This is a genomic window from Alphaproteobacteria bacterium (assembly GCA_016699735.1).
Lineage (GTDB): Bacteria > Pseudomonadota > Alphaproteobacteria > Micavibrionales > Micavibrionaceae > JAGNKE01.
In genome coordinates, this window is record CP065008.1 from 390,029 (window position 1) to 413,721 (window position 23,693).

18 protein-coding genes are annotated in these 23,693 nt (G+C 51.6%); 7 read left to right on the plus strand and 11 right to left on the minus strand.

Translation table 11 applies throughout. From position 1 onward, the window contains the following. Positions 1–6: 6 nt before the first annotated feature. The 4 genes from IPN28_01915 to IPN28_01930 all read right to left on the minus strand — a co-directional run bounded on the left by IPN28_01915 (position 7) and on the right by IPN28_01930 (position 4,955). Positions 7–1,482 carry a hypothetical protein gene (locus IPN28_01915; GenBank protein QQS57601.1) on the minus strand — a complete coding sequence of 492 codons (1,476 nt, stop codon included), beginning with the start codon at positions 1,480–1,482 and terminating at the stop codon, positions 7–9. A 78-nt stretch (positions 1,483–1,560) separates the two neighbouring features. After that, positions 1,561–2,826 (minus strand): hypothetical protein, encoded by a 1,266-nt coding sequence (locus IPN28_01920; protein ID QQS57602.1) that lies wholly within the window; start codon positions 2,824–2,826, stop codon positions 1,561–1,563. Continuing rightward, a complete protein-coding gene (locus tag IPN28_01925) occupies positions 2,819–4,045 on the minus strand; it encodes a type IV secretion protein DotH (protein QQS57603.1) in 1,227 nt (408 codons plus the stop codon). The genes IPN28_01920 and IPN28_01925 overlap by 8 nt, the downstream gene beginning before the upstream one ends. A 205-nt stretch (positions 4,046–4,250) precedes the next feature. Further along, on the minus strand, positions 4,251–4,955 hold the full coding sequence (locus tag IPN28_01930) for a type IVB secretion system apparatus protein IcmL/DotI (protein ID QQS57604.1): 705 nt from the start codon (positions 4,953–4,955) through the stop codon (positions 4,251–4,253). 266 nt (positions 4,956–5,221) lie between these two features. Between IPN28_01930 and IPN28_01935 the strand changes: the two genes are divergently transcribed. From IPN28_01935 to IPN28_01965, 7 genes are all read left to right on the plus strand, one after another. Further along, on the plus strand, positions 5,222–6,703 hold the full coding sequence (locus IPN28_01935; GenBank protein QQS57605.1) for a hypothetical protein: 1,482 nt from the start codon (positions 5,222–5,224) through the stop codon (positions 6,701–6,703). Continuing rightward, complete coding sequence (locus IPN28_01940; protein QQS57606.1) at positions 6,700–8,163, plus strand: hypothetical protein; 1,464 nt, start codon at positions 6,700–6,702, stop codon at positions 8,161–8,163. Before IPN28_01935 ends, IPN28_01940 begins: the two co-directional genes overlap by 4 nt. Positions 8,164–8,185: 22 nt before the next feature. Further along, positions 8,186–9,586 carry a hypothetical protein gene (locus IPN28_01945; GenBank protein ID QQS57607.1) on the plus strand — a complete coding sequence of 467 codons (1,401 nt, stop codon included), beginning with the start codon at positions 8,186–8,188 and terminating at the stop codon, positions 9,584–9,586. Positions 9,587–9,588: 2 nt separating this feature from the next. Further along, positions 9,589–10,911 (plus strand): hypothetical protein, encoded by a 1,323-nt coding sequence (locus IPN28_01950; protein QQS57608.1) that lies wholly within the window; start codon positions 9,589–9,591, stop codon positions 10,909–10,911. Positions 10,912–10,932: 21 nt separating this feature from the next. After that, positions 10,933–12,726: a hypothetical protein gene (locus tag IPN28_01955; protein ID QQS57609.1), complete on the plus strand. Its 1,794-nt coding sequence runs from the start codon at positions 10,933–10,935 to the stop codon at positions 12,724–12,726. Between the two features lie 132 nt (positions 12,727–12,858). Then, a complete protein-coding gene (gene flgK, locus IPN28_01960; protein ID QQS57610.1) occupies positions 12,859–15,255 on the plus strand; it encodes a flagellar hook-associated protein FlgK in 2,397 nt (798 codons plus the stop codon). Between the two features lie 13 nt (positions 15,256–15,268). Further along, positions 15,269–16,465 (plus strand): hypothetical protein, encoded by a 1,197-nt coding sequence (locus IPN28_01965; GenBank protein QQS57611.1) that lies wholly within the window; start codon positions 15,269–15,271, stop codon positions 16,463–16,465. Positions 16,466–16,526: 61 nt separating this feature from the next. On the opposite strand, the gene IPN28_01970 is transcribed toward IPN28_01965, so the two are convergent. The 7 genes from IPN28_01970 to IPN28_02000 all read right to left on the minus strand — a co-directional run bounded on the left by IPN28_01970 (position 16,527) and on the right by IPN28_02000 (position 23,652). Next, a complete protein-coding gene (locus tag IPN28_01970; protein ID QQS57612.1) occupies positions 16,527–17,768 on the minus strand; it encodes a TcpQ domain-containing protein in 1,242 nt (413 codons plus the stop codon). A gap of 850 nt (positions 17,769–18,618) precedes the next feature. Then, complete coding sequence (gene tadA / locus IPN28_01975; protein QQS57613.1) at positions 18,619–19,779, minus strand: Flp pilus assembly complex ATPase component TadA; 1,161 nt, start codon at positions 19,777–19,779, stop codon at positions 18,619–18,621. Further along, complete coding sequence (locus IPN28_01980; GenBank protein ID QQS58509.1) at positions 19,758–20,540, minus strand: type IV secretory system conjugative DNA transfer family protein; 783 nt, start codon at positions 20,538–20,540, stop codon at positions 19,758–19,760. The genes tadA and IPN28_01980 overlap by 22 nt, the downstream gene beginning before the upstream one ends. A gap of 98 nt (positions 20,541–20,638) precedes the next feature. After that, positions 20,639–21,148: a DotD/TraH family lipoprotein gene (locus IPN28_01985; GenBank protein ID QQS57614.1), complete on the minus strand. Its 510-nt coding sequence runs from the start codon at positions 21,146–21,148 to the stop codon at positions 20,639–20,641. Positions 21,149–21,348: 200 nt separating this feature from the next. Then, positions 21,349–21,762, minus strand: coding sequence for a lytic transglycosylase domain-containing protein (locus IPN28_01990; GenBank protein ID QQS57615.1), 414 nt, complete (start codon positions 21,760–21,762; stop codon positions 21,349–21,351). Positions 21,763–21,828: 66 nt separating this feature from the next. Continuing rightward, a complete protein-coding gene (locus tag IPN28_01995; protein ID QQS57616.1) occupies positions 21,829–22,764 on the minus strand; it encodes a hypothetical protein in 936 nt (311 codons plus the stop codon). Between the two features lie 24 nt (positions 22,765–22,788). Beyond that, positions 22,789–23,652, minus strand: a complete 864-nt coding sequence (locus IPN28_02000) for a thioredoxin fold domain-containing protein (protein ID QQS57617.1) — start codon at positions 23,650–23,652, stop codon at positions 22,789–22,791. Positions 23,653–23,693 lie beyond the last annotated feature (41 nt).

Genomic DNA, 23,693 nt, shown 5'->3' on the forward strand with positions numbered 1-23,693 from the left:
TAACTCTTACTGGCTTAGGCTCCCCATCGTACCTTTGATAACCCACTTACCGTTAACTTTGGTAATGGATTTAATTTTACCGAAACCCGCAACGCGGTCCCCAATTTCAACAGACTTCACATCTCCAGTACGGCTGTCATAAAGAACGGCACTACCGGGTTGTGCGGACCTTAACTTCCAAGAGGAAGCAGGGGTGGTTTTCTTGGAAACGACAACGGGTTTCTGTGGCGATGTTTCGGCTTTTTTATCGGGGACAACTGGGTTCTGTGCCAGCATTTCCGGCTTATCGACGCTAACATCCACGGCCTCAGGTTGAACTCCGCTGTTCGAAGACGTCCCACCAGTGCTATCCTTCGCGGGAACCAAAGACACAGAAGGAGAAGGCGAAGCAAGAGGCTCAGAAGCCGATATCTGATCTGGTTGTTCGTTCAAATCGCCCAAAGCGGAACTCTCGGCGAGATCACCATCGCTGACCATTTCCAAATCTTCCTTGTCGGAGCTTTCTGAAACGGCCATAGGAGAATGATCTGAATTTTCGGGTTGCTCCAGAGAAGACAAGTCGTCCGGCTGAGTCAAGACACCGCCTTTCTCAGCTGTCAGGTCAGCCGAAGCGGCCAAAGAAGAAGAGGCCGCGTCAAGGCTACCGTTCAAAGTTTCGGCAGATTCCAAAACCTCATCGACCTGTTTGCCGAGATCTAACTCACTCAAAGAATCAGACTCGGAAGCAATAACAACAGTATTCTCTGTCTCCGGGGTCTGTAAATCAACCGCCTGCCCGTCAGAAAGGCCGACGTCAGGTAAAGACTCACTTTCGGAGCCTGTCGAGGCAATAGTCCCAGGGGCCACTTCGGGAGCAAGTACCTGACCCGAAGGATCCTGAGCCAACATTCCATCTTTTTCAGCCAGAGGAGCAATCTCTCGGATCTCCCCGTCAGCCATTTCTAAAGGCTGCAAATCTGAAGTTGAAACATCAGCACCAGGAAACGGAGTCAACACACCATCCCCATCGCTGTCGCCAGTCAAGGAGGTTGAATCAGTCGACACGCCGGCGGCATCACTTTCATTGGACGTCGGACCCTCTTCCTTGGCAGATTCCAGATCCAGCTCTTGCGGAGCAGAGCTATCCTGCGGCATAGGGGGCAAATTCTGTAGCTCTGAAGATGTTAATGAGTCGGACGATGAAGGTATCGCTTCCTCTATTACAGACGAACTCGCAGAAACGGCAGAAACACTTTTTTCAGTCTCCAATCCAGGGATAAGCTGGTTCTGGTAGGCGTACCAAGAGCCCCCACCCAAAAGTGAAATCAAAACCAGGCCAAATAACAATCCACCAGAAGACCTCTTTTTAGCACCGCGCAAAGCGTCTTCAGGCGAGGAAGCGCCCCCCTCAGAAGCTACAGCACTATCAGTCTCCTCACCCCACTGATCTTCATCAATAGTATCGAGATCGTCGAAATTTTCGACCTTTCCCTTGCCTGTCATCAGCGAATCCTCTTCCGCTCAAATATTAGAGAAAGCCACAAGAGCACTTAAACTCAAGAATAAAAACCAGCTTAAGGACTAGGTATCGTCATTCTCAGAAGTCACAGCCTCAGTAAAAAGAATCCCGATAGGTGTACCAGCATGGATCTTCACGAGAACCTGAACATCATCATTGATCTCTTCAATAATATCTCTGACTTCCTCACCAGCCTCTTTCACACCAAGAGCAACCTCCTCTTCTGTGTCTAAGTCTTGCTGTGTATCAGTCGTAGTCGTGCCGCTCGATCCCGTTTCGATAACGATGCTCGTGGCGTCAGATTGTGCGATGGCTTCGGAAAAGCCCTCGATAAAAGCCGCCGCCGCAGGCAAAAGAATTCTCTGCAAATAACGGTGATCGACTTCCGTGGCCATACCAGGCAAAGAAGTGTCAGGATCTAGAGCTATGGCAGAAATTCTGCTGTCACGCCCGTCGACGACAATTCTATCGAACTGTAGGGTAAGGTAGTCGTTCTGAACAGTGAACGAGCCGATCATTTTCGAGCCTCTCAAAGGGCCGGAAACGAGAAGTACGAGAACGGGACCAGGTATGTCAGAGTTAGCCTCAAGTAAAAGCTGACCATATTCAATCTCTCCGGCAGGAATAATAATCTCGGGGTCGACCTCTTCTTCCTCTCCGTCGAACTCTCCATTCCCCTCAGCGTCACCTTTAGGGGCGCCTCCACCTCCGCCGGCTCCTTCAGCTTCAACTTTATAAATGCGCTTATACTGCATACGAATACGCTCACCTTGGCGGGAGAGAACATTCTGCATCTGCTTGGCCATGGAGTCAGCCATCTGCTTCATGGCTTCATTCTGCTGTTCAGAATCAAGAACAGTAACCGGCTCTACATCCTCAGAGTCGCCAGTATCCCTAAGAACGCGCTCTTCCTGCAGACGTCTCCACCGATGTAGAGGATCCTCCGTCTCCTCCTGCTCCTCAGGAAGCTGAAGACGGTCGGAGGGGGTTTCAACAGGGACAGGAATGGTACTTTCTCCAGTCTTTATAGCCTTCTCAAAATCGGCCTCGTTAGCTTCTTCAACTGCCTCGACATAAGCAGGCGAAGCCTCGGCACCGCCCGGCGGGGAGTTCACCTGTGACGGCGCAGGAACCATAGACTTCTTAACCTCGTCAGGTTTAGCCCCAAAGAAGTAAAGAGCGCCAATAAAAAGTGCAACGACACCAAGAACGACCCCGACCTTTACGACCGGACTGTTCCGCCACATATCTCCAAGAGTGTTCTTCTGTACAAACTCACCAAACCCCTCTTCAGAGCCAATGATTTCCTCGTCAAGATCGTCATTCATCTAGCAACTCCTCACGCTCAGAAAGATAAGCACGAACCATACGCCCTTTATCGGACAACAGAAGGACAGGGGCATCGGCAAGCGCATAAACTCTAGTCCCATCAGCGGACGACACTGAACTCTCCCAGCCGGGCGACAAAAGCGTCAAAGGTGTCCGCACGTAAGTATAGTTATTATACTTAAAAGCGCTTGTACGGCCGTCTACGCCGGTAACGGAAAGCTTCACAGCTTCCTTAGGCATAACCCCGGATAAAGCCGCCGACATATCAACATCTCCGGCCGCCAAAGTCACACCGGGCTGCATAAGGGGAGCTTTGGCAAAGGGCCCGTTACCAGGAATAACAGCATCAAAACGGTAATAGACAATATCCCTGTTGGTCTCCAGAGTGAAAATAATAGGGGTATCAAGACCAACCATCTTCATGGACATATTGCCGTGACCGAAATCGTTCTGTGCTGAAACCCGCACCATATTCACAAGATCAGCCTTCCCGTCACTCTGAATTGCAAAGTTGCCAACCCACGAAATATCCTCAATAGGCCAAGGTGACCCGGAGCTGTCGACCATACTGATGCTGGTAACATACCCGAAGGCTAGCTTTATGGTAAGAGGGGGGCTTCCAGGATCAAGGGAGATGTTCTGAACTACACTCTCAGGCCTGGGATAAGGATGAACAGGCGTCTCGGTAGACTCTACAGTCCTGTCCAAGCGCTCAAGCAGGGTTCGAATTTCATTTGGCCGCAAAGGAAGAATTCTGTTAAGAGCAGCTTGAAAAGCACCCTTTCTGAAATCATCCTCAAGCTGCTCGGAGGTTTTCTGAAATTCATCAAGACCCTCATCTTCCTCAAATTCAAAAGGATCCTTCTCAGGATTTTCAACATCGAGAGCTGGCATAGACTCAAGCACACTCTCATCAGGAGCATCATTCTTATCACTATCCTGGCCGACAACCTCTGCCGACTCGCCACCGCCGACTCCATCTTCCAGATCGGAAAGGCCGCCATCTTCAAGAGCCCCATCACCAGAAGAATCGTCGTCGACGGCTGGAGAGCCTAATCCCCCTGCGGCATCCTCGACCTCAGAGGTTGGAGATGCGCCCCCATCCTCCTGCGCGTGAGCCGGAAACGCAAAGGTTGCAGAAACAAAGAAGGCACCAGCAGACAAGCAACTGGCGACCCCAACTAATAAGAAATTAAAATTCGATGTTTTATTTTTCATGACGAAAGATCTAACCCAGAAACTCAAAAACTTCGTTAAACGATACAATGGAAAATTCTGATTGTCACGTACTATCAACACCGTATCACAAATAATATTAAAACAAAACAACAACAACGCTGACAGAAGCTAAGAAAAAACTAAACTTAAGGCATGGTCCATGCTGCAGCTTAGGGAGCAGGGGGGGGCGGTGCCCAAAAGCAGGTTAGCGGGGAACCGCGACCCATTGCTCAATACCCACACCATTGGGGCTTTCAAGGCGGGGGACGCGAACAACAACAACCGTTACGAGCAGTCCCGTATTCTGTGTGCGGGCTCCGGATTGATAAGTTAAAATCAGTGGAACCTGAACCACCCACTGGTAGCGGCCAGCAACCAGCCCTTCAGATTCAAGAATGGGGGCACCTTTGGGGGCGGCGGTAAGAACCTGCTGATTGACTTCCACCATTTCAATAATTCTTGATCGTTGAAGTGCTTGTGTAAAGCTCTCCCATCCGCGCTTGGTAAAATTACGCGACGCCTCTTGGAGCCTCCGGCGGTAATCGCTAAATCCGAAAGTCATGACCTCGGTGGAGGCTTGGGCAACCCAAGACATGAGCGCTGGAGCGCTAAGGTTGGGTTGATTAAGGGGGACCATAGGAACAAGGCGACCGTCCTCTGTTGTCGCAAAATATCGATGCTCGGGCTGGTGGGCGTAGATGACATAATACATCGCGCCAATTAGGCCTAAGATAATAAGGCTCTGTATGAGCGTAAGCTTAAGAAGGCTCCGGTAGCCGTCCCTGTAAAACTCATTCCGTATGACCACGGTACCCAACCCGGAGGTGTCGGCCTCAGGCTCAGCATCAGCCCCTGCCTCAGTTGTTTGCGGCTCCGAGGGGGGGTGTTTTTTAGTGATTTTGCCTAGCATAACATTCTATTCTGGGAGTTAACTGCAAACCCATTATCTTTTTTTGGAGAAAAAAATCAATCCCAAGTATCAATTATTAATGATATTTATACTTTTGGTTAAAAATCGTGCCTTTACCAAAACCGTTATGCTAGTATAACCTCTGAAGGAAGGCGGGCGCTTACGCTTCTATCTTTGTGCGTTTTGTGGGCAACTCAGGATCAGTCCATATTACATTGCCCGTTGTTTTCATTTGCCAGTTTGGTTATATTACTAAAGACCTCATTATGACGAAGATGCTAACGATCCGTAACCTTAAAAACTCCAGTATTATTGGGCGTATGATTTTTCACATCTTCGCCCCTCTCGCGATTGCTGTCGTAATTACGCTTCTTTTAACCCACTCGGCTTATGCAGCTTGTGGATGTTTGGTTGGCACGTGTTCGTCAGCGGATTGCGCGGCCGCAAGCAGTCAGCTCGATCAGTATCATGACGACATTGAGCAAAACACTCAGGATGAGTTTGATGACGATCTGGAGGCCTTTGAGGACTGGCTTGTAGAGCAGTTTTTTGAAGGGGAGGTGGTGCCGGCAATGGCGGACATGACCACCCAGATGAATGCCGTTGCGATGCAGCAAATGAATATCATTGGCGCTTTCATGGATGCTGACATTCAAATGGATACGCAAAGACTTTTCCAGCAACTTCAGGCGGAGGCTCACAAGGATTACCGCCCCTCCGATGATTTTTGCTGGTTTGGGACAAACGTCAAGAGCATGGCGCACTCGGAAATTAAAGGAAATCACAATGCTTTGGCGTTATCGGCCATGAGCATTAAGCGACAGATTGGAAACGCAAATCTAAACTCTTCTGCTGGCGTTGAGCAGGATTTGAGGGGAAGATGGGGGCAGTTTGTCGATACCTACTGTGATCCTAAAGACAATAATTGGCTGGTTCCTTCTGCTCTGCCTCCTGAAATAGACGCCACTGATAATCCGCCGGGCAGTTTTTACGGCCAGTTGTCCGGGCTTGAATACGCCTGTGATCGTGATGGCGATTTCCCCGGACCTGATGCGAATCGCGGGGGGCCCAAGGGCGCGACAGATCCATGGCGCACAAACATAGATATTGACTATACCCGCTTGGTGGAGGCACCAAGGACGCTCAATATAGATCTTTCAAATGCCACAATGACCGATGACGAGGAAGATGTCTGGGCTCTTTCAAGAAATATTTTTGGCCACGAGGTTCTTACAAGAGATCTTTCTCGGCAAAAGACCCAGTCGAATAATGGTAAGAAGCTTTATCTGGCGGTAAGAAGCATTGCAGCAAAGCGCAGTGTCGCGCAATATTCTTTCGACAGTATAATAGGTCTGAAAACGGCCGGTACGGGATCTAATTTGGCTGCCGGTTCTCAGGTCCGCGAGTTTCTTGGGTCGATCATTAAGGAGATTATGCCTCTATCTACGCCTGACGAAGAAATATACGAATATATGGGTGAAGAGCCGAGCTATTATTCCCAATTGGAAATCATGAGCAAAAAACTATATCAGAATCCCGATTTTTACGCCAATCTCTACGATACACCGGCTAACATCAAGCGTAAACACGTGGCGATGCAGGCTATTGAGGTGATGCTTGACAGGGCGATTTATGAAAGTCAGCTAAGAAAAGAGATGGTGGTCTCAGTTCTCCTTTCCAGTAAAATAAGGGCGGCCCAAAGAGAGGCCAATAAGCAGGTGGTAAACGCAACCGGGGGGCGAAAATGACCGGAGAGGGCAAGCTTCAGTCAGAAGCAAGCGGCTTTGCTCGCCCCAAAATGACGCGGGGGTGGGGTCTAAAATTGTCGCCTGTTTTAAAAAAGTTTCTCTTGGTGTTTCTCATGATTTCGGTTTTGGCAGGTTCAACCCTGACAATGAAAAGCAGGGAATCCGAAGCCATTTGTATTCCTTGCTGGATGTGCGGCCCTATAGATTGCATCATTGTGCCCATTTTGGCGGAGATTATCGCTGAGATTTTTGAGCTCATCATTGAAGAAAACATCGAAGACCATATCAACAATGAAATAAACTGGATCGTCGAGGATTTCTTCGAGGATTTCTGGGTTATTGGTTTGGCGGAAATGACAGAGTTTCTCTCCGCCATGGGGATGTATCAGATGGAAATTGTAGGCGCGATGCTTGATGCAAAGCATCAGCTTGAGACCCAACGTCTGTTCTGGCAGTTGCACGCCGAAGCTCACAAGGATTACCACCCCAGCGATGAAATTTGCTGGATGGGGACGGCAGCCAGAAGTATGGCTGCTTCCGAAGCTCGCGGCCTTTTTAATAAGCGGATATTGGCAGATTTTGGACTTGATCGGCAGCTTGGCAACGCAAATATGACCGGAGCCCAGTCTGTACAAAGAGACAAGGCTTCGCGATGGAGGCAGTTTGTAAGAACCTACTGCGATCCTAAGGATAATGACTGGGGGGGGCCAGGAACCGGTTTGGATTTGGCCTGTGATCATGACGGTCCCGGAGGGGCCGGAACGACTGGGGCGACGAATCCGGCCAGAAAAAATATAGATATTGACTATGCGCGGTTAATTGACCAAAGGCGCACACTCGAAGTTAATTTTGAAGGCGCCACGGCCATTCCGCCCCCTGCGGACGAAGAGGATGTATTCTCTATGTCCGCCAATCTTTACGGGAACAGCGTCCTCTCGCGTAACCTGTCCCGTTTGAAACTAAGAAGCAAAAGTGGACAAAAATTATATTTGGATCTTCGCAGCGTCGCCGCAAAGCGAAGTGTGGCGCAGAATACGTTTAACTCGATTGTAGGGATGAAGTCTGCCGGAACATCGGATACATCCCTTGTTTCTGGTGGTCCACCCTTGACTCGGACCTTTTTAGCGGCGGCATTTAAAGAGCTGATGCCTCCGGCTACCCCTGACTCAGAGATTTACGCCATTATTGGCGAGAACCCGAGCTACTATGCACAACTGGAGGTTTTAGCAAAGAAGATATACCAGAATCCTGACTTCTACTCTGGTCTTTACGACAAGCCCGCTAACATTGCACGCAAGAGTACCGCCATGAAGGCAATAGACCTGATGCTTGATAGGGTCCTTTTTGAAAGCGAACTGAGACAGGAGATGATTCTTTCGGTTCTCCTCTCAAGCTATTCAAGGGACGATTTCAGGGCCCTTAACAACACCATAATCAACACACAAAAAGCGAGAGATTAAACAGTTGAGATAATATGCTGTCATGATGATCAAGTTTCTGAAGCTAAACGGCGAATCGAAATACAAAAAGACTTTTAGACGGAGTCTGGTTTTTGCTGTTGTTTTATCTCTTCTTCTAACCCCTTCACGCCAGGCCTACTCGATTTGCTGTTCCTGTGCTGCCCTGCTTGCGCTTATAGATCCTTTTGTATGGCAAGAGGCAGAAGACGATTTCAATGAGAAGCTGAATGAAGAGTTTCTCAGGTTGGAGCGTTTTATTGTTCACGAAATGTGGGAACAAAGCATCCTGCCGACGATGATGCTGGCAGCCGAACAATTTACTGCAGTGGCCATTCAGCAGGTTATGGCGGTAGGAACCTTGTTCGATGCCAAGCAACAGTTGGAGACGCAACAGCTCATGCAGGTGATGCAGGCAAGAGCCCACAAGGACTACATACCCAGCGTGGAAATGTGCTATTACGGGACGATGATTAAAAGCTTGGCCGCGACGGAAAGAAAGGCTGAGGTGAATGCCGTCATAATCAGTCAACGTTCCCAGGACCGTCAATTGGGCAACGCTCATCAATCTGCCACTTACGGCAATGATATAGATAAAGCGAATCGCTTGGCTCAATTCACAGCAAAATATTGCGACGAGCATGACCGGGATACGGCACTTTCAACTTACTGTTCAGCTCTTGCTTGGGCGGGCCTTACCGTAGCTCAGAGGCAGCAGTTAAACAGAGACATCGATTATTTTTCTGTAATTGATTCTCCTTGGACAATAAAAATGGATTTCACGAATACAACACTATCGGCTGCTGGTCCTCCTGCAGTTGACAATATTGAGGAAGAGGACGTTCTCTCCCTGGCCAGCAACCTTTTCTCACACAATGTTTTCCCGCGGGTTCCGGCCCGACTTCTGGCAAATAACATTGATCCAAGGCACCCGGCCTTAAACGATATGCAGCAAGCGTATATGGAGCTTCGCTCTATCGTGGCAAAACGTAGCGTAGCTGAAAACAGTTATAACGCTATAGCGGCGATGAAATCCGATGGAAGTACAGCCTTGGATGCGGGGGGTAACGTAGTACCCATGAACGCAAGAATTTTTCTTGAGCCAGTCCTGACGGAACTTGGGGTGCCTGCTGCAGAAGTTTTGGCTCTCATAGGCGAAAACCCGAGTTACTATGCCCAAATGGAGATCTTAACCAAGAAAGTGTATCAAAACCCTGACTTCTTCACGAGCCTGTATGATACCCCGGCCAACGTAGACAGGAAATTGGTCTCTTTGCAGGCAATAAAGCTAATGCAGAAGTTTGATCTTTTCAAAAGCTTCCTCCGTAACGAGGCATCTTTTGCAGTTTTGTTAGAACTAGCCGTGGTGGATCTTCAGCGAGAGATTGAAGATCAAATAAAGACCGCTAATACAACGGATGATTAATCATGGTTTTTGTAACGATGAGAAAATACTTTAAGAAGCCAGTTCTTCTTATTCTTTTTGTTATTTTTCTCTGTACGGCACCTGTGACTGTAAAAAAGGCAGAGGCCATCTGTTGCGGCTGCTGCAGCTGTCTTACAGACGTTGTTTTTCCAGATGATCTGATCGCGTGGATCGAGAATTGGATCAACATCAACATTCATATTTTTATTGAACTCACACTTCACCGGATATTTTTCATGGATTGGGAGTTTTGGCAGGAAAATCTTCTTCCGGCTATGATGGCGATGGCTGAGCAGCTGGCTGCGGTCGCTATGCAGCAAATGACCATATTAGGGGCATTTATTGACGCTCAGGAGCAGTTGGAAACCCAAAGGCTTTTTCAGCAACTCATGGCAAAGGCCCATAAAGATTACCATCCCAGCATCGAGATGTGCGAATTCGGAACGAGAATAAAAAGTTTGGCTGCAACGGAGCGCAGGGGTGAATTGGCGGCATACGCTCTAAGCCAGCGCTCGCAAGACAGGAATCTTGGTAACGCGAACGTTGCGGCTTTTGGTGGCCCGAGAAGCGATATCAAAAGTCGGGTTAACCAATACCTCTCAACCTACTGCGATCGCAGGGACAACAACGATGCGCTGGGTTTGATTTGTACGACGGGTGCTGGCGCCGCACAAAGAGAAAGGTACAACAAGGATATCGACTTCCCTCGGACTATTGCACACCCTTGGACGATCAACGTAAACCTTACGAACTTCGGTGCCGCAACGCCCCATGAGGAAGATATCTTTGCCTTGGCTCAAAATCTTTATGCATTTGATACATACGATCGGCCTAACGCAAAAACGCTTGAGAACAACCCGACTCGGGAGGTAAACGGAGCGCAGCAGGCCTATCTGGATATGCGTTCCCGTGTGGCGCAGTTAAGTGTCGCAGAGTCAAGCTACAACGCTATAGTTGGGTTGAAGGCAGAGGGCACAGGCGGCTCACGCACTTTTATTGAGGCGTTTCTTCAGAATTTAGGACTGGCGGCTGCAGACGCCACAGCGTTGCTGGGGAATAACCCAAGTTACGACGCGCAAATGGAGATACTGACAAAAAAAGCTTATCAGGATCCAAGATTTTACACCAACCTCTACGATAAACCTGCGAACGTTGAAAGAAAGGGCGCTGCCATTCAGGCAATAGGGCTGATTCAAAAGTTCGATTTATTCAAGAGTTATCTGCGAACGGAGGCGTCTCTGTCTATCTTGTTGGAGTTGGCCGTGGAAGACCTTCAAAACGAAATAGAGGACGCTATCGATGATATCCATACTGCGTCTGAATAACTTATCTCTAGGATGGTTGACATGACTGAAAAACGCAAAAAAAACAAGAAAGTCTTAGCCGCCGCTTCACTCTTGGCGATCTGTGTTACTTTTTTTGCAGCCTCGTCACTTTATTTCGACTCCAGCAAAAGCTTGAACGATTCATATCTAAATCTATCCCATTTCAATCCAAATGCGACTCTGAACTACGAAATCTTTAGCAATGGAGAAATTATTGAAAAAGGAAACAAGCAATTTGATAAGTCTGGAAGTATAAAAATAGACACATCGTCATACTTAACTCCTGAAAAGGAAGGGAAACTGGCCTATAGGTTTGATATACAGTCCGGGCCACAGCAAAATCAAACGGACAATTCTGCTGTCAACTTTCTAATTAAACTGGACAGAAAGACGGGAGGGATTGAATACACAGGATCGGGTCTGGCCGAGTTTTCAAAAATTCTTGTATCAGATGGAAGCAACACACACGAAACCAGCGCTGATTGGGCGGGATATTTTGCTGGAGACAACCTATTCAATACCATGGATAGCAAAAACCGCAACCTCATGAAACTGGCATTCCAAAACTACAATCTGGAGAATGACGGTGACGTTGATCGTGAACCGCCGGTTGTGGAGGTTTTGTTTGGTGACCCTTCCGCAGACGGTGTATCGGACGTCCAGGCGCGTTACAGCGCGGCTATGATCATGATGACCGAGCAACTCTCGGCGGTCATGATGCAGCAGGCTTTCATTATTGGAACCTTCTTCGATGCAAAGATGCAGTTGGAGACACAACGGAAGCTCCAGGAGCTTATGGCCCGCGCCCACAAGGATTACCACCCCAGTGAACAGATATGTCGCTTTGGTACCTTTGTCAAAAGTCTTGCTCATTCTGAGCGTGCATTCGAGTTGGACATGAGGGCTCTGAATAAGGCTCTTTTGAATGAGGCTCTGAGTGTGCAGCACGACAGTGCGGGGGAAGGTTCGAAACAATCTGTCTTAAACCGCATCAATCAGTTCTCAACAAAATATTGTAATCCACGGGACAACAACGACAGTTTGGATGCTTTATGTTCAACCCTGACTGCCGCGACTCCTGCCCAAAGGGAAAGGTTTAATAAGGATGTTGATTTCTTCCGCACGATTGATAGCAAGCTTACTCTAGATGCAAACTTTGCAGATGGGACACTGACAAATGAGGAAGAGGACATTTTTGCGCTTGCATTGAATCTTTATATGCCCAACTCTTTCGACACTATGGAAACCAACGACGTTACTGAAAATCCTGTGAGCCAATATAACGCACGTAGGCATGCCTCTATAGTCGCCGCGGCTCAGAACAGCTTTATCAATATTGTTGGAATGAAGACAAGTGCGCCCCCGGGACAGGCAACGGTTGCACCAGGAGCTTGGCCTCCGAATATACTACCTCCCCCACCCCCGGCCCCCGCTTTAACGGAAAATACGGGTTGGACTTTTATGAAGGCATTCATACGGGAATTGGGCTTACCCGGGATGACTGACGCAGAAATCCATGCGTATTTAGGCGAACGTCCAAGCTACTATGCCCAGATGGAGGTTCTGACGAAGAAAATTTATGAAAGCCCGAACTTTTATACCAATCTTTATGACAAACCAGAGAACGTCGATAGAATAGGTGCTGCAATAGATGCAATTGGATTGATGAGTATGAGAGACAGGTTTGACTCCTCCCTGCGCCGCGAAATGCTGACGGGGCTCCTGGTTGAGGACGCCCTTCAAACTCACATCGAAAGCAATACCGTAAGAATTTTCAAGAACATTCAGGATGAGCAGCCGACTCTTAGAAATTAGAAGAGCGACCTCTAATGTCTATGCGTCCGAGCTAACCTGATTTCTTGGCACCCTCCTTGCATATCTCCTCCATGAGTCGGCAATAACGTCGGCCAAGCGCGGGTTAGCCGCGCCGCTGCAACGGAGTAGATTATGGGTCTTTCAGGACTGGATGCCGCGCTTTCCGGCCTAAAAATATACCAGAAACAGATCGAAACCATCTCCGCCAACGTCTCTAATGTTGGCACGGAAGGCTATACCCGGAAAATTTTGCCGCAGGCGGCGCAATCGGTCGGCGGTCAAACCGTAGGGGTTCTGGCTCGCACGGTCATCAGGAACGTGGATATCAACCTGGAGCGCGATCTCTGGACCCAGGTCAGCGCAGTGGGTTTCTATGACGTCCAGAAAACCTATCTGGAGCGAATCGACCAGTTTCACGGCGAACCTGGTGCTGGGATTTCCGTGGCCTCAGAAGTGACAAAGCTTCACGAATCCTTCGTGGCCTTGGCCGATACGCCCGAGGACAGGTTTCTGCGCGCCGATGTGGTCGATCAGGCCGCTGATACGGCCAATAAAATCAATGAGTTATCCGATTACATCACAACTTTACGCAACGACGCGCAATCCGAGGCGGAAGTGGTCGTACAGAGCATCAACGACCTTCTCGAGCAGATCGCCGAACTCAACCAGCAGGTCCGCTATGCCATGGCCGCAGGGAACACATCGGCAGCCATGGAGGACAGCCGCGATCTGGCGATCAAGGAACTCTCCTCTCTCATAGAGATCAGCCTTTTCCGGCGCGGCGATGGCGTTCTCGTCGTCCAGACAGTCGAGGGGGCCGAACTGGTAGGCGAACAGCCCAATCTCCTCACCTTCGATCCTTCGCCCCTCTCGGCCAATAATGCCTACCCGGCAACGGCGGCAGGCGTCTTCGTCGGCGACCCCAACACGGATCCTTCGGCCCTTGACATCACCGCCCGCACGGTGGGCGGCAGACTGGGCGGCCTTCTGCAGCTCAGGGACGAGATTTTCCCCAAACAGATGGCCCAGATCGACGAGTTGGCCCATAAGCTGGCCCTCCGGTTCGAAGCGCAAGGGCTGAGGCTCTTCACCGATTCCTCTGGCGGTATCCCGTCCGACAACCCGCCCGACATCGGCGTCAGTCCGGCCGATCCGGTGGATTATGTTGGCTTTTCCGCCCTGCTTCAGGTGAACAGCCGTATCGTAAACGACCACAGCCTGTTACAGAAGGGCACCTACGGGGCCATATTGCCTCCCGGCTCGAACGAGGTGATCCGGCGCGTATTGGAATTTACTTTCTCGGGAACCGAATTTCAGGAAGCAGTTAATCAAGTGACGGCGACTTCGGTCGATATCCGCGCTGCCGCGACCGGTGCGACGACCCTCCAGAACTGGCTGGGCCTCCGCTCCAGCAACCAGCTCGCGGGCAGTGTGGATTTAACCGCCTACAGCAGCATCGCCGATCTGGTGAACACCGGCGGCACGAACGTGTTCGGCATCGGCGGCGCGGAAACCGACCGCTTCATCATCCGCTTCGATGACCCGGATTTCGGCGGCGGCCCCTACGATATCGAAATCGACCTCAGAAACGTGGCGGTCTCAGGCAGCGGCGCGGTGCAGGATCTCATCAACCACATAACGGCCGACGCCGACTGGGCTAACGCCGTGGCCGATTATGGCGCCAGCGTTTCAGCCGGAGCCGACGGCGAACTCCTCATCCAGAGCCGCGGCAACATCCAGACTCTGGCCAGCGGTACCGAGCCCCTCTCCGATACGGGCTTCGCCTTCCTCGGCCTGAAGCCCGAACTCAAGGAAGCCACGGACCCATACTTCGACGTGAGCGTCGGAAACAACGCTGCGGTGCGAATCACTATCGAACCGACGGATACGGAAACAGACATCCTTGCCAAGCTCAACGCCGTGCCCGGTCTGGTAGCCCAGACCGATGCCAATGGTTTTCTGTCTCTGCGTCCAGGCGGCAGCTTCGTGTCCCCCGATTTCGGCGGCGATATCAAGCTGGTGGGCGGCCCCTTCGAGACCGATTCGGCGGCGCTGGCGGGCACGGCTGCAGGCCGCGCCTCTGTTGATGACGGCGTGAACATCGTTTCGGCTCTTTTCGGAACCTATTCCGTCCTCTCCGGCGGCGCGATCAACGACGAATCGCCCATCGTGGACGTCCCCTATACCTCTGAAACCGAAAACGGCACAGGCTCTTTTGTACATTTCCGCTCGGAATTTTTGGGGCCGGGGGCGAATATTGAATCCGAAGTCGTCGGTGCCCTGACGTTGGAGGACTACGCCCAGAAGATGGTAAACCAGCATGGGCAGGAGCTGAACCTCATTAAGGAGCGCCGTGCGGATGAGGAAACCCTGCAAGGTTTGCTCGAAAAGGAACTGGTGGACAGCTCCGGCGTAAATCTGGACGAGGAACTGGGATTCCTGATCGTGGTCCAGACCGCCTATGCCGCCTCGGCACGGGTGATCAACGCGATCGACGAGATTTTTCAGGAACTGTTAAGAGTCGTATAGACGGAGAGAAACGATGACAGGCATATCGACATTAGGTCAGGCGCTCAGGCAGATAGAAAATATCAAAAAGCAGCAAACCACTTTTTCCGACCTGTCCACCCAACTGGCAACCGGCAAGAAAAGCCAGAGTTTCTCAGGTCTGGGAACCGATGCCTTGACCACAATTCGCTCCCGCTCCAGCATCGTCTCCCTTGATTCGTATATCAGCAACATAGGCAAGGCCGATACGCGCCTGAAGATCATGCTCTCCTCGATCGAGGAGTTCCAGGCGCAGGGCAATAACCTTGCCGACGGCTTTATCGGCTTCGTCCAGCAAGGCACCCACCAGCTGGGCGAGATCGTCACCTATGACGATCCCTCGACCCCGTTCGTGCATGAGGAGGTCGCCGTGGGCATGACCTCCGCCACCTCCGATGAGGAGCTGCAGGGGCTGATCGACCTGTCGAAAAATCTCTACAACTACATGACCGAGCTCATCAACAGCAAGGACGGCGACCGTTACGTCTTCGGCGGGGCCGAAACCCTGACCCCGCCCCTGAACGATACCGGAACGCTGGACGCGGCGGTCAGCACCCTGCTGACCAGCTGGAAAAACGGCACGATTACGACCGACCAGCTTCTGGCTGATATCCGCGACCGCACGGCGACCGCCGGCAACCCGGACGCCCTGACCGACAGCGTGATTGGCTACTCCGCGCCGCTCAGCGCCGGTAACGCGGGTCGCGTATTCGTGCGGGTGGATGATGATTCGGAACTCGAATACACGGTCCACGCCAACGAGGACCCCTTCCGGGATATCCTTGTGGCCCTCTCCTTCCTGAAAAACGAGAGCTTCCCGCCGATTGCCGACACCTACGAGGACGGCGTATTCCCCGGAACCCCCGACGTGCAGGGCGCCCCCGGTTACACTCTGGCGCAGCAGCAGGAAAGCTTCTACACCCTCTACAACGAACTGACAGAGATGGTGAGCCGTTCCCTTGATGAAATCGACAATATCCGCTTCGATATGGAGGGGGTGCGCGTCTCCATGAACGAAACCAAGGAATTCCACGTCGACCAGAAAAACCTCTTCCAGAGCATCGTCTCAGGGATAGAGGATGCCGACACCAACGACGTCGCGCTCAAGCTGAACACCTTGCAGGTCCAGCTCGAAGCCACCTTCCGGGTCACAGCCCTGGTCAGCCAGCTTTCACTGGTCAACTTCATATAAAGCCAATCCAAACAAAAAACCCCCGCAAGTCCGCGGGGGCTTTGCCAATTTTTTCAACAGCTTAACCGCTGGCGGCCTCATCAATGACCAGAGCAGCGTCCGACCCTGTCTTGAGGTTATGCGAGGGGCCGTTTTTAATAGCCTGCGCGAACAAAACTTTAACCGCATTGTCGAACGTCCCGCTGATCAGGATATTGCTGCTCAGCGTATAGTCCTTCTCGGCATTCCATTGCAGAGGCACGTTGGCCTGCTTGGACCAGCTATCCAGAGTTTCCTTCAGGCTCGATCCCTGTTTGGCTTCCCAGATCCGGGGCTGGAACAGCTGCTCGTTCGAACGGGAGGAGGGCGCAGGCTTTTCTGTTTCCTCGGCTTTGGCGGCTTTCAGAGCATCATCGGCAGGAGGTGCAGGTTCGTCAGCCTTTGCCAGAATGACCTCCTCAATCTCTTCCTCATCCGATTTCTCGGCCTTTTGCGCTTCATCTGCAACAGGGGCTTTTACATCGCCGGGATCAAGAATGACGTTGCGTCCGGGCGCTTTCTTAATTTGTGGCTCCGGCGCAGTCTCAGGAGCGGAGGCAACCTTTACAGGCTCTTCAGCAACCGCAGCTTCGACAGCGGTCTCCTCATCGGCCTTCTCTTCAAGCACCTTGGCCTTTTTAGCCAGCTTCTCGGCCTCTTTCTTGCTCAGCTTTTCAGCCTTCTTGTCAGCCTTGACGGGCAAAACCTCCGCTTCCGGAGTCTCGAGTGGGGCAGCCTCAGGCAGAGGAGCAAGAGCGGCGCTATCCTCGGCTACTGGAACAGGTTCCGGCGCGGGGGCAACAGGTGCTGCACCCGAAACCACCTTGACGACATTGCCCTGGATCAAAGCCTTAATATTGAGAGGCCGGAGCATATCGTCCAGAACCAGATTCCAGGGCTTGCCTCCCTCCCAGGACACGAGGTACCCGGGATTAACCCCCCGGCCGAACGAAAACGCATACTGGGCGGGAACAACCTGACGCAGAGCCAGAGCCAGCGGCATATCGGACCCGAACCCCTCGATCACGTCAAAAGCCCCGCCTTTCCAGGTAATCTCTTCCGGCTGGGCAGGAGCGGCAGTAAGTGCAGGCTCGGTATGGTCTTCTTCCTCAAGCGGATAAGGGTTGATGTTGAGCCCCGGAGGAGGTTCTTTATTAGCAGGCTCGTAAACACTCTCGGCGGGTTCAGGCATAACCGTGCCGGTTCCCTGATGCGTTTCGGTGATTGGGAACGGCTCGGGTGCAGCTTCAACACCCTCTGACTTGGGAACAAGGGGGGCGCTCATAACGACAGGCTCAGCAACGCTACCATTATAGTCAAGGCCGCGTTCTTGGGTACTAGCTTCATCGTGGGGGGTGATAACTTTGACCTTTAGACGCCCATCAGTACGCGGGGGCTGCACATCTTCAATAACTTGGTGTGCGGGCTCCTCGCTAATTTCAACGTCTCCGACCTCGGGAAGGCCGCTTGATTCACTTGAAAAGTCTTGTGTCGAAGAGGATTTCGGCAGCGGCGCGGCTACCTGCCTTTCTGGCGGAGTCCATTCAAATCCTGCAAAAACAGGGCTAGGAATCAAAAAAAGTGGAAAAGCCAGAAAACCAAGGCACGTAGAAGTCAAAAAACGATTCGTTCTTACAGACATCTCATTATTCCCAAAAAAACATAAAGCCAAGCCCCGACGGACAGACAAGAGAGAATATCGTTAAATCTTTGAAAAAACAAGAGATAAGAAGACGGCTAACACCAACAAAAAACAACTGCAATAAAGGAAAGGCAGGAGATATTTAGTTTGGAGTTAACCCCAATCGATAAAACGGTGCCTCCAAGCCTTTACCAAGCCCGGACGTTCCCTTCCGACAATCCAGGACCGTAACGCACGCAAAGCAGAGGGTAAAGACAGCCCCTTATTCTCAAGAAACCTAAAAATATAGAAAACGGCAAAGCTAATAATTATTGTCGACCATCTAAGATAAAAGAGCCACACGGGAATCATAAACGCAACGCGACCATCAAAGCCCAAAAATCGGACAGTTCTCATACTGTCCCGCCAGTGCCAATTAATCTTGGCCTCAAGGTTCTCTAGCTCTTTAACCACGGTAGCACCCTATAAAAAAATACAAAAAACTCCAAAAAATCTAACCTGATCCCGTGCTTGATGACAATAATAAATAAGCGCGGCGATCAATGAGCTTCGCCTCGAAAGCGATTTCAGCTGATTTCTGCATACTCCGGCCATATTGATTGAGAATACGCTGGATCTCGTTGGACCACTTTGTAAAATGCATATCCATCAGCTTTTCACGTACATCGTCGGGAAACTGCATCCACTCCCGCACACCACAACGTCCGCCGCCGACTCGCGGCACAAGCGCCTGTGTGACAATCAGCCTTAGGGTTTCCATAAGAGCAACAGCACGCTCCTCGCGCTCACTGATATCGTAGGTCGAAAGCAGACGCGAGACAGTGTTGGCCACACCGAGTGTGTGCGTAGTGGTGTAGACCGCATGGCCCGTCTGCGCGGCTTCGATGGAGGCGTTGATCGTTTCGCGATCCCGGGATTCTCCCACAAGAATCACTTCCGGTTTACGGCGCAGGGCGTTACGGATTCCATGGGCAAAACTCGGCAAATGCCGAGGTATTTCAGTCTGGGAAACGAGGGAGCGCGGACTGTGAATGCTGTCGTAAACATATTCGATCGGCGCTTCGTATGTCAGCATTTTACCGCAGCCCTTAGGGCGTTCGAGCAACATACGGTTTCCTGCCGCCAGAAGCGTCGTTTTTCCGGAACCCGTCGGTCCTGTGATAATGACAATCCCCTGACGCGGTGCCCAGGCATCGATGATTTCCCGCTCGATATTCAGATCGCGCATCGTCGGCGGTTCGCTGGGCAATGCGCGCATGGTGATCTGCGCGGCATCGCGTCCGCGGGAGAGAACGGCGGTGATATTGACCCGGAAACGGATCCTTGTATAGCGATCAGGTCGGATTTCATAAGAAACATCAAGGTCTTTGGCTGAAGCAAGGCGGGCGCGAGCCTCCGGGCCATAGAGTTTTTGCAAAAAAATACCCATATCGGCCGCATCAACATCCCTGAAAGTCGCGGGATAGAGAACGCCATGTATCTCGTTATAAACGGGGCGGTCGCTCTGGATGGTGATATCTGAGGAGTTTTGCTTTACACACCAAAGGAGAAACTTGTCTATATGCTCCTCTGTAAACCTGTTGGGCTCATCCGGCCAGGTTTGCGCGAAACTGTCCTGCTTTTTAAGAAGGCTTACTGGTTTGCGGGCTTCCACTGGTCCGCTCCCGTAACAAACTCTGGTACTCCAGTGATTTGGACGGCGCGGTCGCCAACTTTCATCTCTTCCCCTCCACCTGTCACTCCGCGGTCAACCTGAAGCGCATAAGGAGGAGAAACCATGCCCTGCGCGAGCAAAAGCTTGTAGCGAACCATCCCCTCAAAATCAAGGGTCAGACGGCTCAAATCATCGTTAAAAATCTCATCAGCCTGCTCATAGCCTACTTTCCAACCTTTACGTACGTGTTCTTCCCAAATAACCCTCTCATCGTCATCTCTGGGCAAAAGAATGGCCGGAGGGGGGATAACCTCGCCCCATTCGCGCTCAAGATACTGACGCCAGTTCCGGGGAGCCGAGACGATACGGGCATTTTTGATAATGTTGTAAATCCGGTCGGAAACCGCAGCCTCCTGTCCAGAAAAATCGACAATCATTGCGTTCATGGCCTCAGTCACGATAGGGGGCTCGATCTTGAAGCCTGAAGGCGCGGCAACGAGGAGCTGCTCGAAATCGTAGACCTTATCAAGGTAGCGTGCACGGGTGTCAAGATTCTTACGAATCTCCCACGTTCTCTTGGCTAGGCCACCACGGGCTCCAAAAGATATCGCAGCTTCCTTCAAGGCATCTTCTCGGATATCGAAGGGAAGAGCCGTGTCATCGTCTGGATCCTCCTCAACCTCATAGCCCAAAAGAACCTCGATATCGACAGGCTCGACGTCGCTTTCAACAAGAGGCCTATCCTCGTCAGTGGGAAGCATACCGAAAGAAACACTCGGGAAACCAAAAGTCCCCAGCAGCAGAAGAAACGAACAGGCACCAATCTTGAGGGTCTTACGCATAGGTCAATCGGCCTTTCTTATCCACCAAGTCCGGCATTGGGAGCATAATAGATTTCAACCATACGGCTCTTGGCGTCAACTCTGACATCGCCGCGCATACCCAGTTGCAGGCCGATATCGCGTAGCGTATCGACGACGCGCTGGTTTTCAGCGTCAATCGAGACAACCACGGGCGTGGAGGGCTTGTTTCCGAGGACAAGGAAACCATATCCCGCACGATCCGCAAGTGTCTTGGCAATCGGTTCGATCGGTCCGACCCAGTTGACCGTGATCGCCCGTCCAAGTTCCGGCGGGACGTTATCGATCGGTGAAACGGTCGTCGCCGGGGTTCTGGCACGCTCGACAGCCGCCAGAGTTTCCAAGGCGGTCGATGCCCGGTCTGCTGACTCGGCCAGCATGGCAGTGACCTTGTCCGGGGAGGCGACAAGCTGAGGACTTCCGCCGCTGAAAGCAGCATCGGAGGACTCGCATCCTGTGACCAAAACCATACTGAATAAGAGCAAGAGAGAGAGCTGTTTACGTGACATAACTTTTAAAAACCCTAATAAGACAACTTAGTCTATTGGAAATACTAGACAAAATAATACTCCAAATCAAGAATAACTGCACTTTACGGTAAAGATCAAGTCGAGTTTTACCGAAAGGCCCACACTATCTCCACAAATTTTTCAACAGAACCGCGGATTTCAGCCAAAATTTAACAAAACGGCGGGAGCAGAAAAAATCGTTAACGCTCCGATTTTAGAAGCCCGTGCCCCCTCAGAATCCCCACAACGCGGTCCTGATAGCGTTCACCATAATAAGAAGTCCGGGAATGATAATAGGAAAGGGCGCGTCCGAGACTCTGCGTTTCACTCAGATGATTCCTCAAAATCCAGGCGGCAACACTGACATTGGTACAGGCATTGTCGCGCAGCTCCTTGCGGGCCTTTGTATTGCTGACACCCCACTTTTTCGCAACGACCGGAACCCAGAGCGTATTGATTTGCATGGGCCCAAGGTCATGGGTTCCATTGGTGTTGGCCACCTCCTGGCCCACACGCCCACCCTCGGCTTTATATATACCCGCGAGCAGAACCGGCGGCACATTATAAGTCTGCGCGGCCAGTAACAGACAGGTCATAAGCTCTTTTGCGGCCATATCCTTTATCTCTCGTAAAAAAAAGCACCAGCGCCACATTATATATATCTGCGATACGAGCCGTCATCATTTTTTAAAGAAAGCCATGGGGGTGCCCGAGGGCTGTCCGCCTGAGCCTGTATCGCCACCTTCATCGCTTTCGGTATTCTCGTTTACGGCAGAGAGATGAACCGCAGGCGTTTCCGGGGGCGCACTGTCCGAAGCCTGAGGATCCCCCCCTTGGGCAAGCGGGATGAAGCTGGTCGCCAGAGCCTCAAGCATAAGCATTCTCTGCTCGAACAGATCCCAGATCGTGGACGGCTGAATCGCCAGCCGGGCGGATTCGTGAAGTTTGATGAAACGTTCAGTTTCGGAAATATGGCAGTCGGCGTAAAGCGAAGCCAGAATGCGGAGCAGGGACAGCTCCGCGATTCGGGCTTGATTAAGGTCAAGCCCACCTCCGAAAAGCTTCCCGCGTAACTCGGTAGCACGCAGGATAAGCTTGTCACAAATATCCTTGACCATCTTGCTCCCGGCTTGCCCGAACGAAAAAATACTGACGGCGCGGATAATGGGCAAAAACGCATGAAGCAGATGAACGTGAATCTGATAGCCGCCGAAGAGGGCAAAATCCTCGCCAAGCTTGCGCAGGGGTTCAAGGCTCTCTTCCTCGGGAATAAGATCATCGGAAAAAGCCAGGACGGCCTCGAATCCTTTTGTAACCCTCTGGACATCCTGTTCGGAAAAGGCTTTTCCCGAATTCTTTTGATGGGCGGCGATCATTTGCGCGGCAAGGACGGTCAGGGCGATCCGTATTGATTTTTTATCGCCGTCTGCAGGAAGGTGAAGGGCTTTACGCAACTCTTGACCCAGACTCTTGGATGCGGCGAGTAAATCCTTAAGCCGCTCGGCCTCCTTAGCGGGGTCCGGGGCAGACTTCCAGGAACTGCTGTCGACAGCCTGAATAAGGGGCAGGCCCAGATTTTCAAGCAAAGAAAGCAGCAGGTCCGAGCGGGGGGTCATCCTGAATCCGAAAAACGCAAAAAATTAACTCCTTGCCCCGAGATCGCCGATCAGGGACTGCACGTTCTTCGGCTTGCCCTCGATGATCTTAACGCTCTCGTCCTTGGCGCGATAAATGAGGGTCGGCGTCCCGGAAAGTTTCCACGCCTGCATGATCGACAGGTTGCGCTGAACGCCCTGCGTATTGATTTCGCTCTTGGCGGGCAGGGCGTTTGTATCGCCGTCCAGATTGCGCCACCAGAGTTCGATCGGGTCGGGCGCGGCCAGAAGAAAGGCGGCCTGCGCCTCGGTCTCTGGCCGGAACCCGATGGGGATCAGCCGAACCTGCGCTTTCCCTTCATCCAGCAAGGGCTTGAGTTCCTTCATCATCTCATGGCAATGCGGGCACTGCGGATCGATGAAGGAGTAGAAAACGGGCGTTCCGGCCTTGCCGAAGGCAATCCAGTTGCTGTTCTCGACATCGTAGAAAAACTGCTCGGACGGGGTTTTGAAATCATACTTGGTTTTATCCGGCGAAGCCTCAGAAGGTTTATTGGGGGTCTCGCTGGCCAGACGGTCAAGCAGGTCGTCCCCCTGTCCGCGTAAGCGCTGCACCTGCTGCACGGTCAGGGCGTTGCCCTGTTTATCGAACATGATCCCGGTGATAAAAGCACCGGTGGGGAGGACATAAAAATACTGCTCCACGCCGTTTTTAATGACCACCCAGCCCTCCGCGCCTTCATCACGGCCAAGGAAGCGGATTTGCGCCCCCTCGTTGACCAGGCTCTTCAGCGGATCGGGAATGGTGGGCAGCAACTCCTCCTGTGCGAAAACACAGGGCGCTGAAACGGTCAGCATGGTCGTAGCAAGGATAAGGGCAAGGCGTCTGATGCGGCGAGTAGGGGTCATAGGGGCTCCGTCTTGAAAATTCCCTGAAATTGAGGCAAGGC

Excerpts from the sequence above, each read along its gene's own strand:
- IPN28_01920 (QQS57602.1), bottom strand. The coding sequence starts at position 2,826 with ATGAATGACGATCTTGACGAGGAAATCATTGGCTCTGAAGAGGGGTTT.
- IPN28_01940 (QQS57606.1), top strand. The coding sequence starts at position 6,700 with ATGACCGGAGAGGGCAAGCTTCAGTCAGAAGCAAGCGGCTTTGCTCGC.
- IPN28_01970 (QQS57612.1), bottom strand. The coding sequence starts at position 17,768 with ATGAGCGCCCCCCTTGTTCCCAAGTCAGAGGGTGTTGAAGCTGCACCC.
- IPN28_01995 (QQS57616.1), bottom strand. The coding sequence starts at position 22,764 with ATGACCCCCCGCTCGGACCTGCTGCTTTCTTTGCTTGAAAATCTGGGC.
- IPN28_01955 (QQS57609.1), top strand. The coding sequence starts at position 10,933 with ATGACTGAAAAACGCAAAAAAAACAAGAAAGTCTTAGCCGCCGCTTCA.
- IPN28_01930 (QQS57604.1), bottom strand. The coding sequence starts at position 4,955 with ATGCTAGGCAAAATCACTAAAAAACACCCCCCCTCGGAGCCGCAAACA.
- IPN28_01980 (QQS58509.1), bottom strand. The coding sequence starts at position 20,540 with ATGCTTCCCACTGACGAGGATAGGCCTCTTGTTGAAAGCGACGTCGAG.
- IPN28_01915 (QQS57601.1), bottom strand. The coding sequence starts at position 1,482 with ATGACAGGCAAGGGAAAGGTCGAAAATTTCGACGATCTCGATACTATT.
- IPN28_01965 (QQS57611.1), top strand. The coding sequence starts at position 15,269 with ATGACAGGCATATCGACATTAGGTCAGGCGCTCAGGCAGATAGAAAAT.
- IPN28_02000 (QQS57617.1), bottom strand. The coding sequence starts at position 23,652 with ATGACCCCTACTCGCCGCATCAGACGCCTTGCCCTTATCCTTGCTACG.
- IPN28_01925 (QQS57603.1), bottom strand. The coding sequence starts at position 4,045 with ATGAAAAATAAAACATCGAATTTTAATTTCTTATTAGTTGGGGTCGCC.
- IPN28_01945 (QQS57607.1), top strand. The coding sequence starts at position 8,186 with ATGATGATCAAGTTTCTGAAGCTAAACGGCGAATCGAAATACAAAAAG.
- IPN28_01990 (QQS57615.1), bottom strand. The coding sequence starts at position 21,762 with ATGGCCGCAAAAGAGCTTATGACCTGTCTGTTACTGGCCGCGCAGACT.
- IPN28_01935 (QQS57605.1), top strand. The coding sequence starts at position 5,222 with ATGACGAAGATGCTAACGATCCGTAACCTTAAAAACTCCAGTATTATT.
- flgK (QQS57610.1), top strand. The coding sequence starts at position 12,859 with ATGGGTCTTTCAGGACTGGATGCCGCGCTTTCCGGCCTAAAAATATAC.
- IPN28_01985 (QQS57614.1), bottom strand. The coding sequence starts at position 21,148 with ATGTCACGTAAACAGCTCTCTCTCTTGCTCTTATTCAGTATGGTTTTG.
- IPN28_01950 (QQS57608.1), top strand. The coding sequence starts at position 9,589 with ATGGTTTTTGTAACGATGAGAAAATACTTTAAGAAGCCAGTTCTTCTT.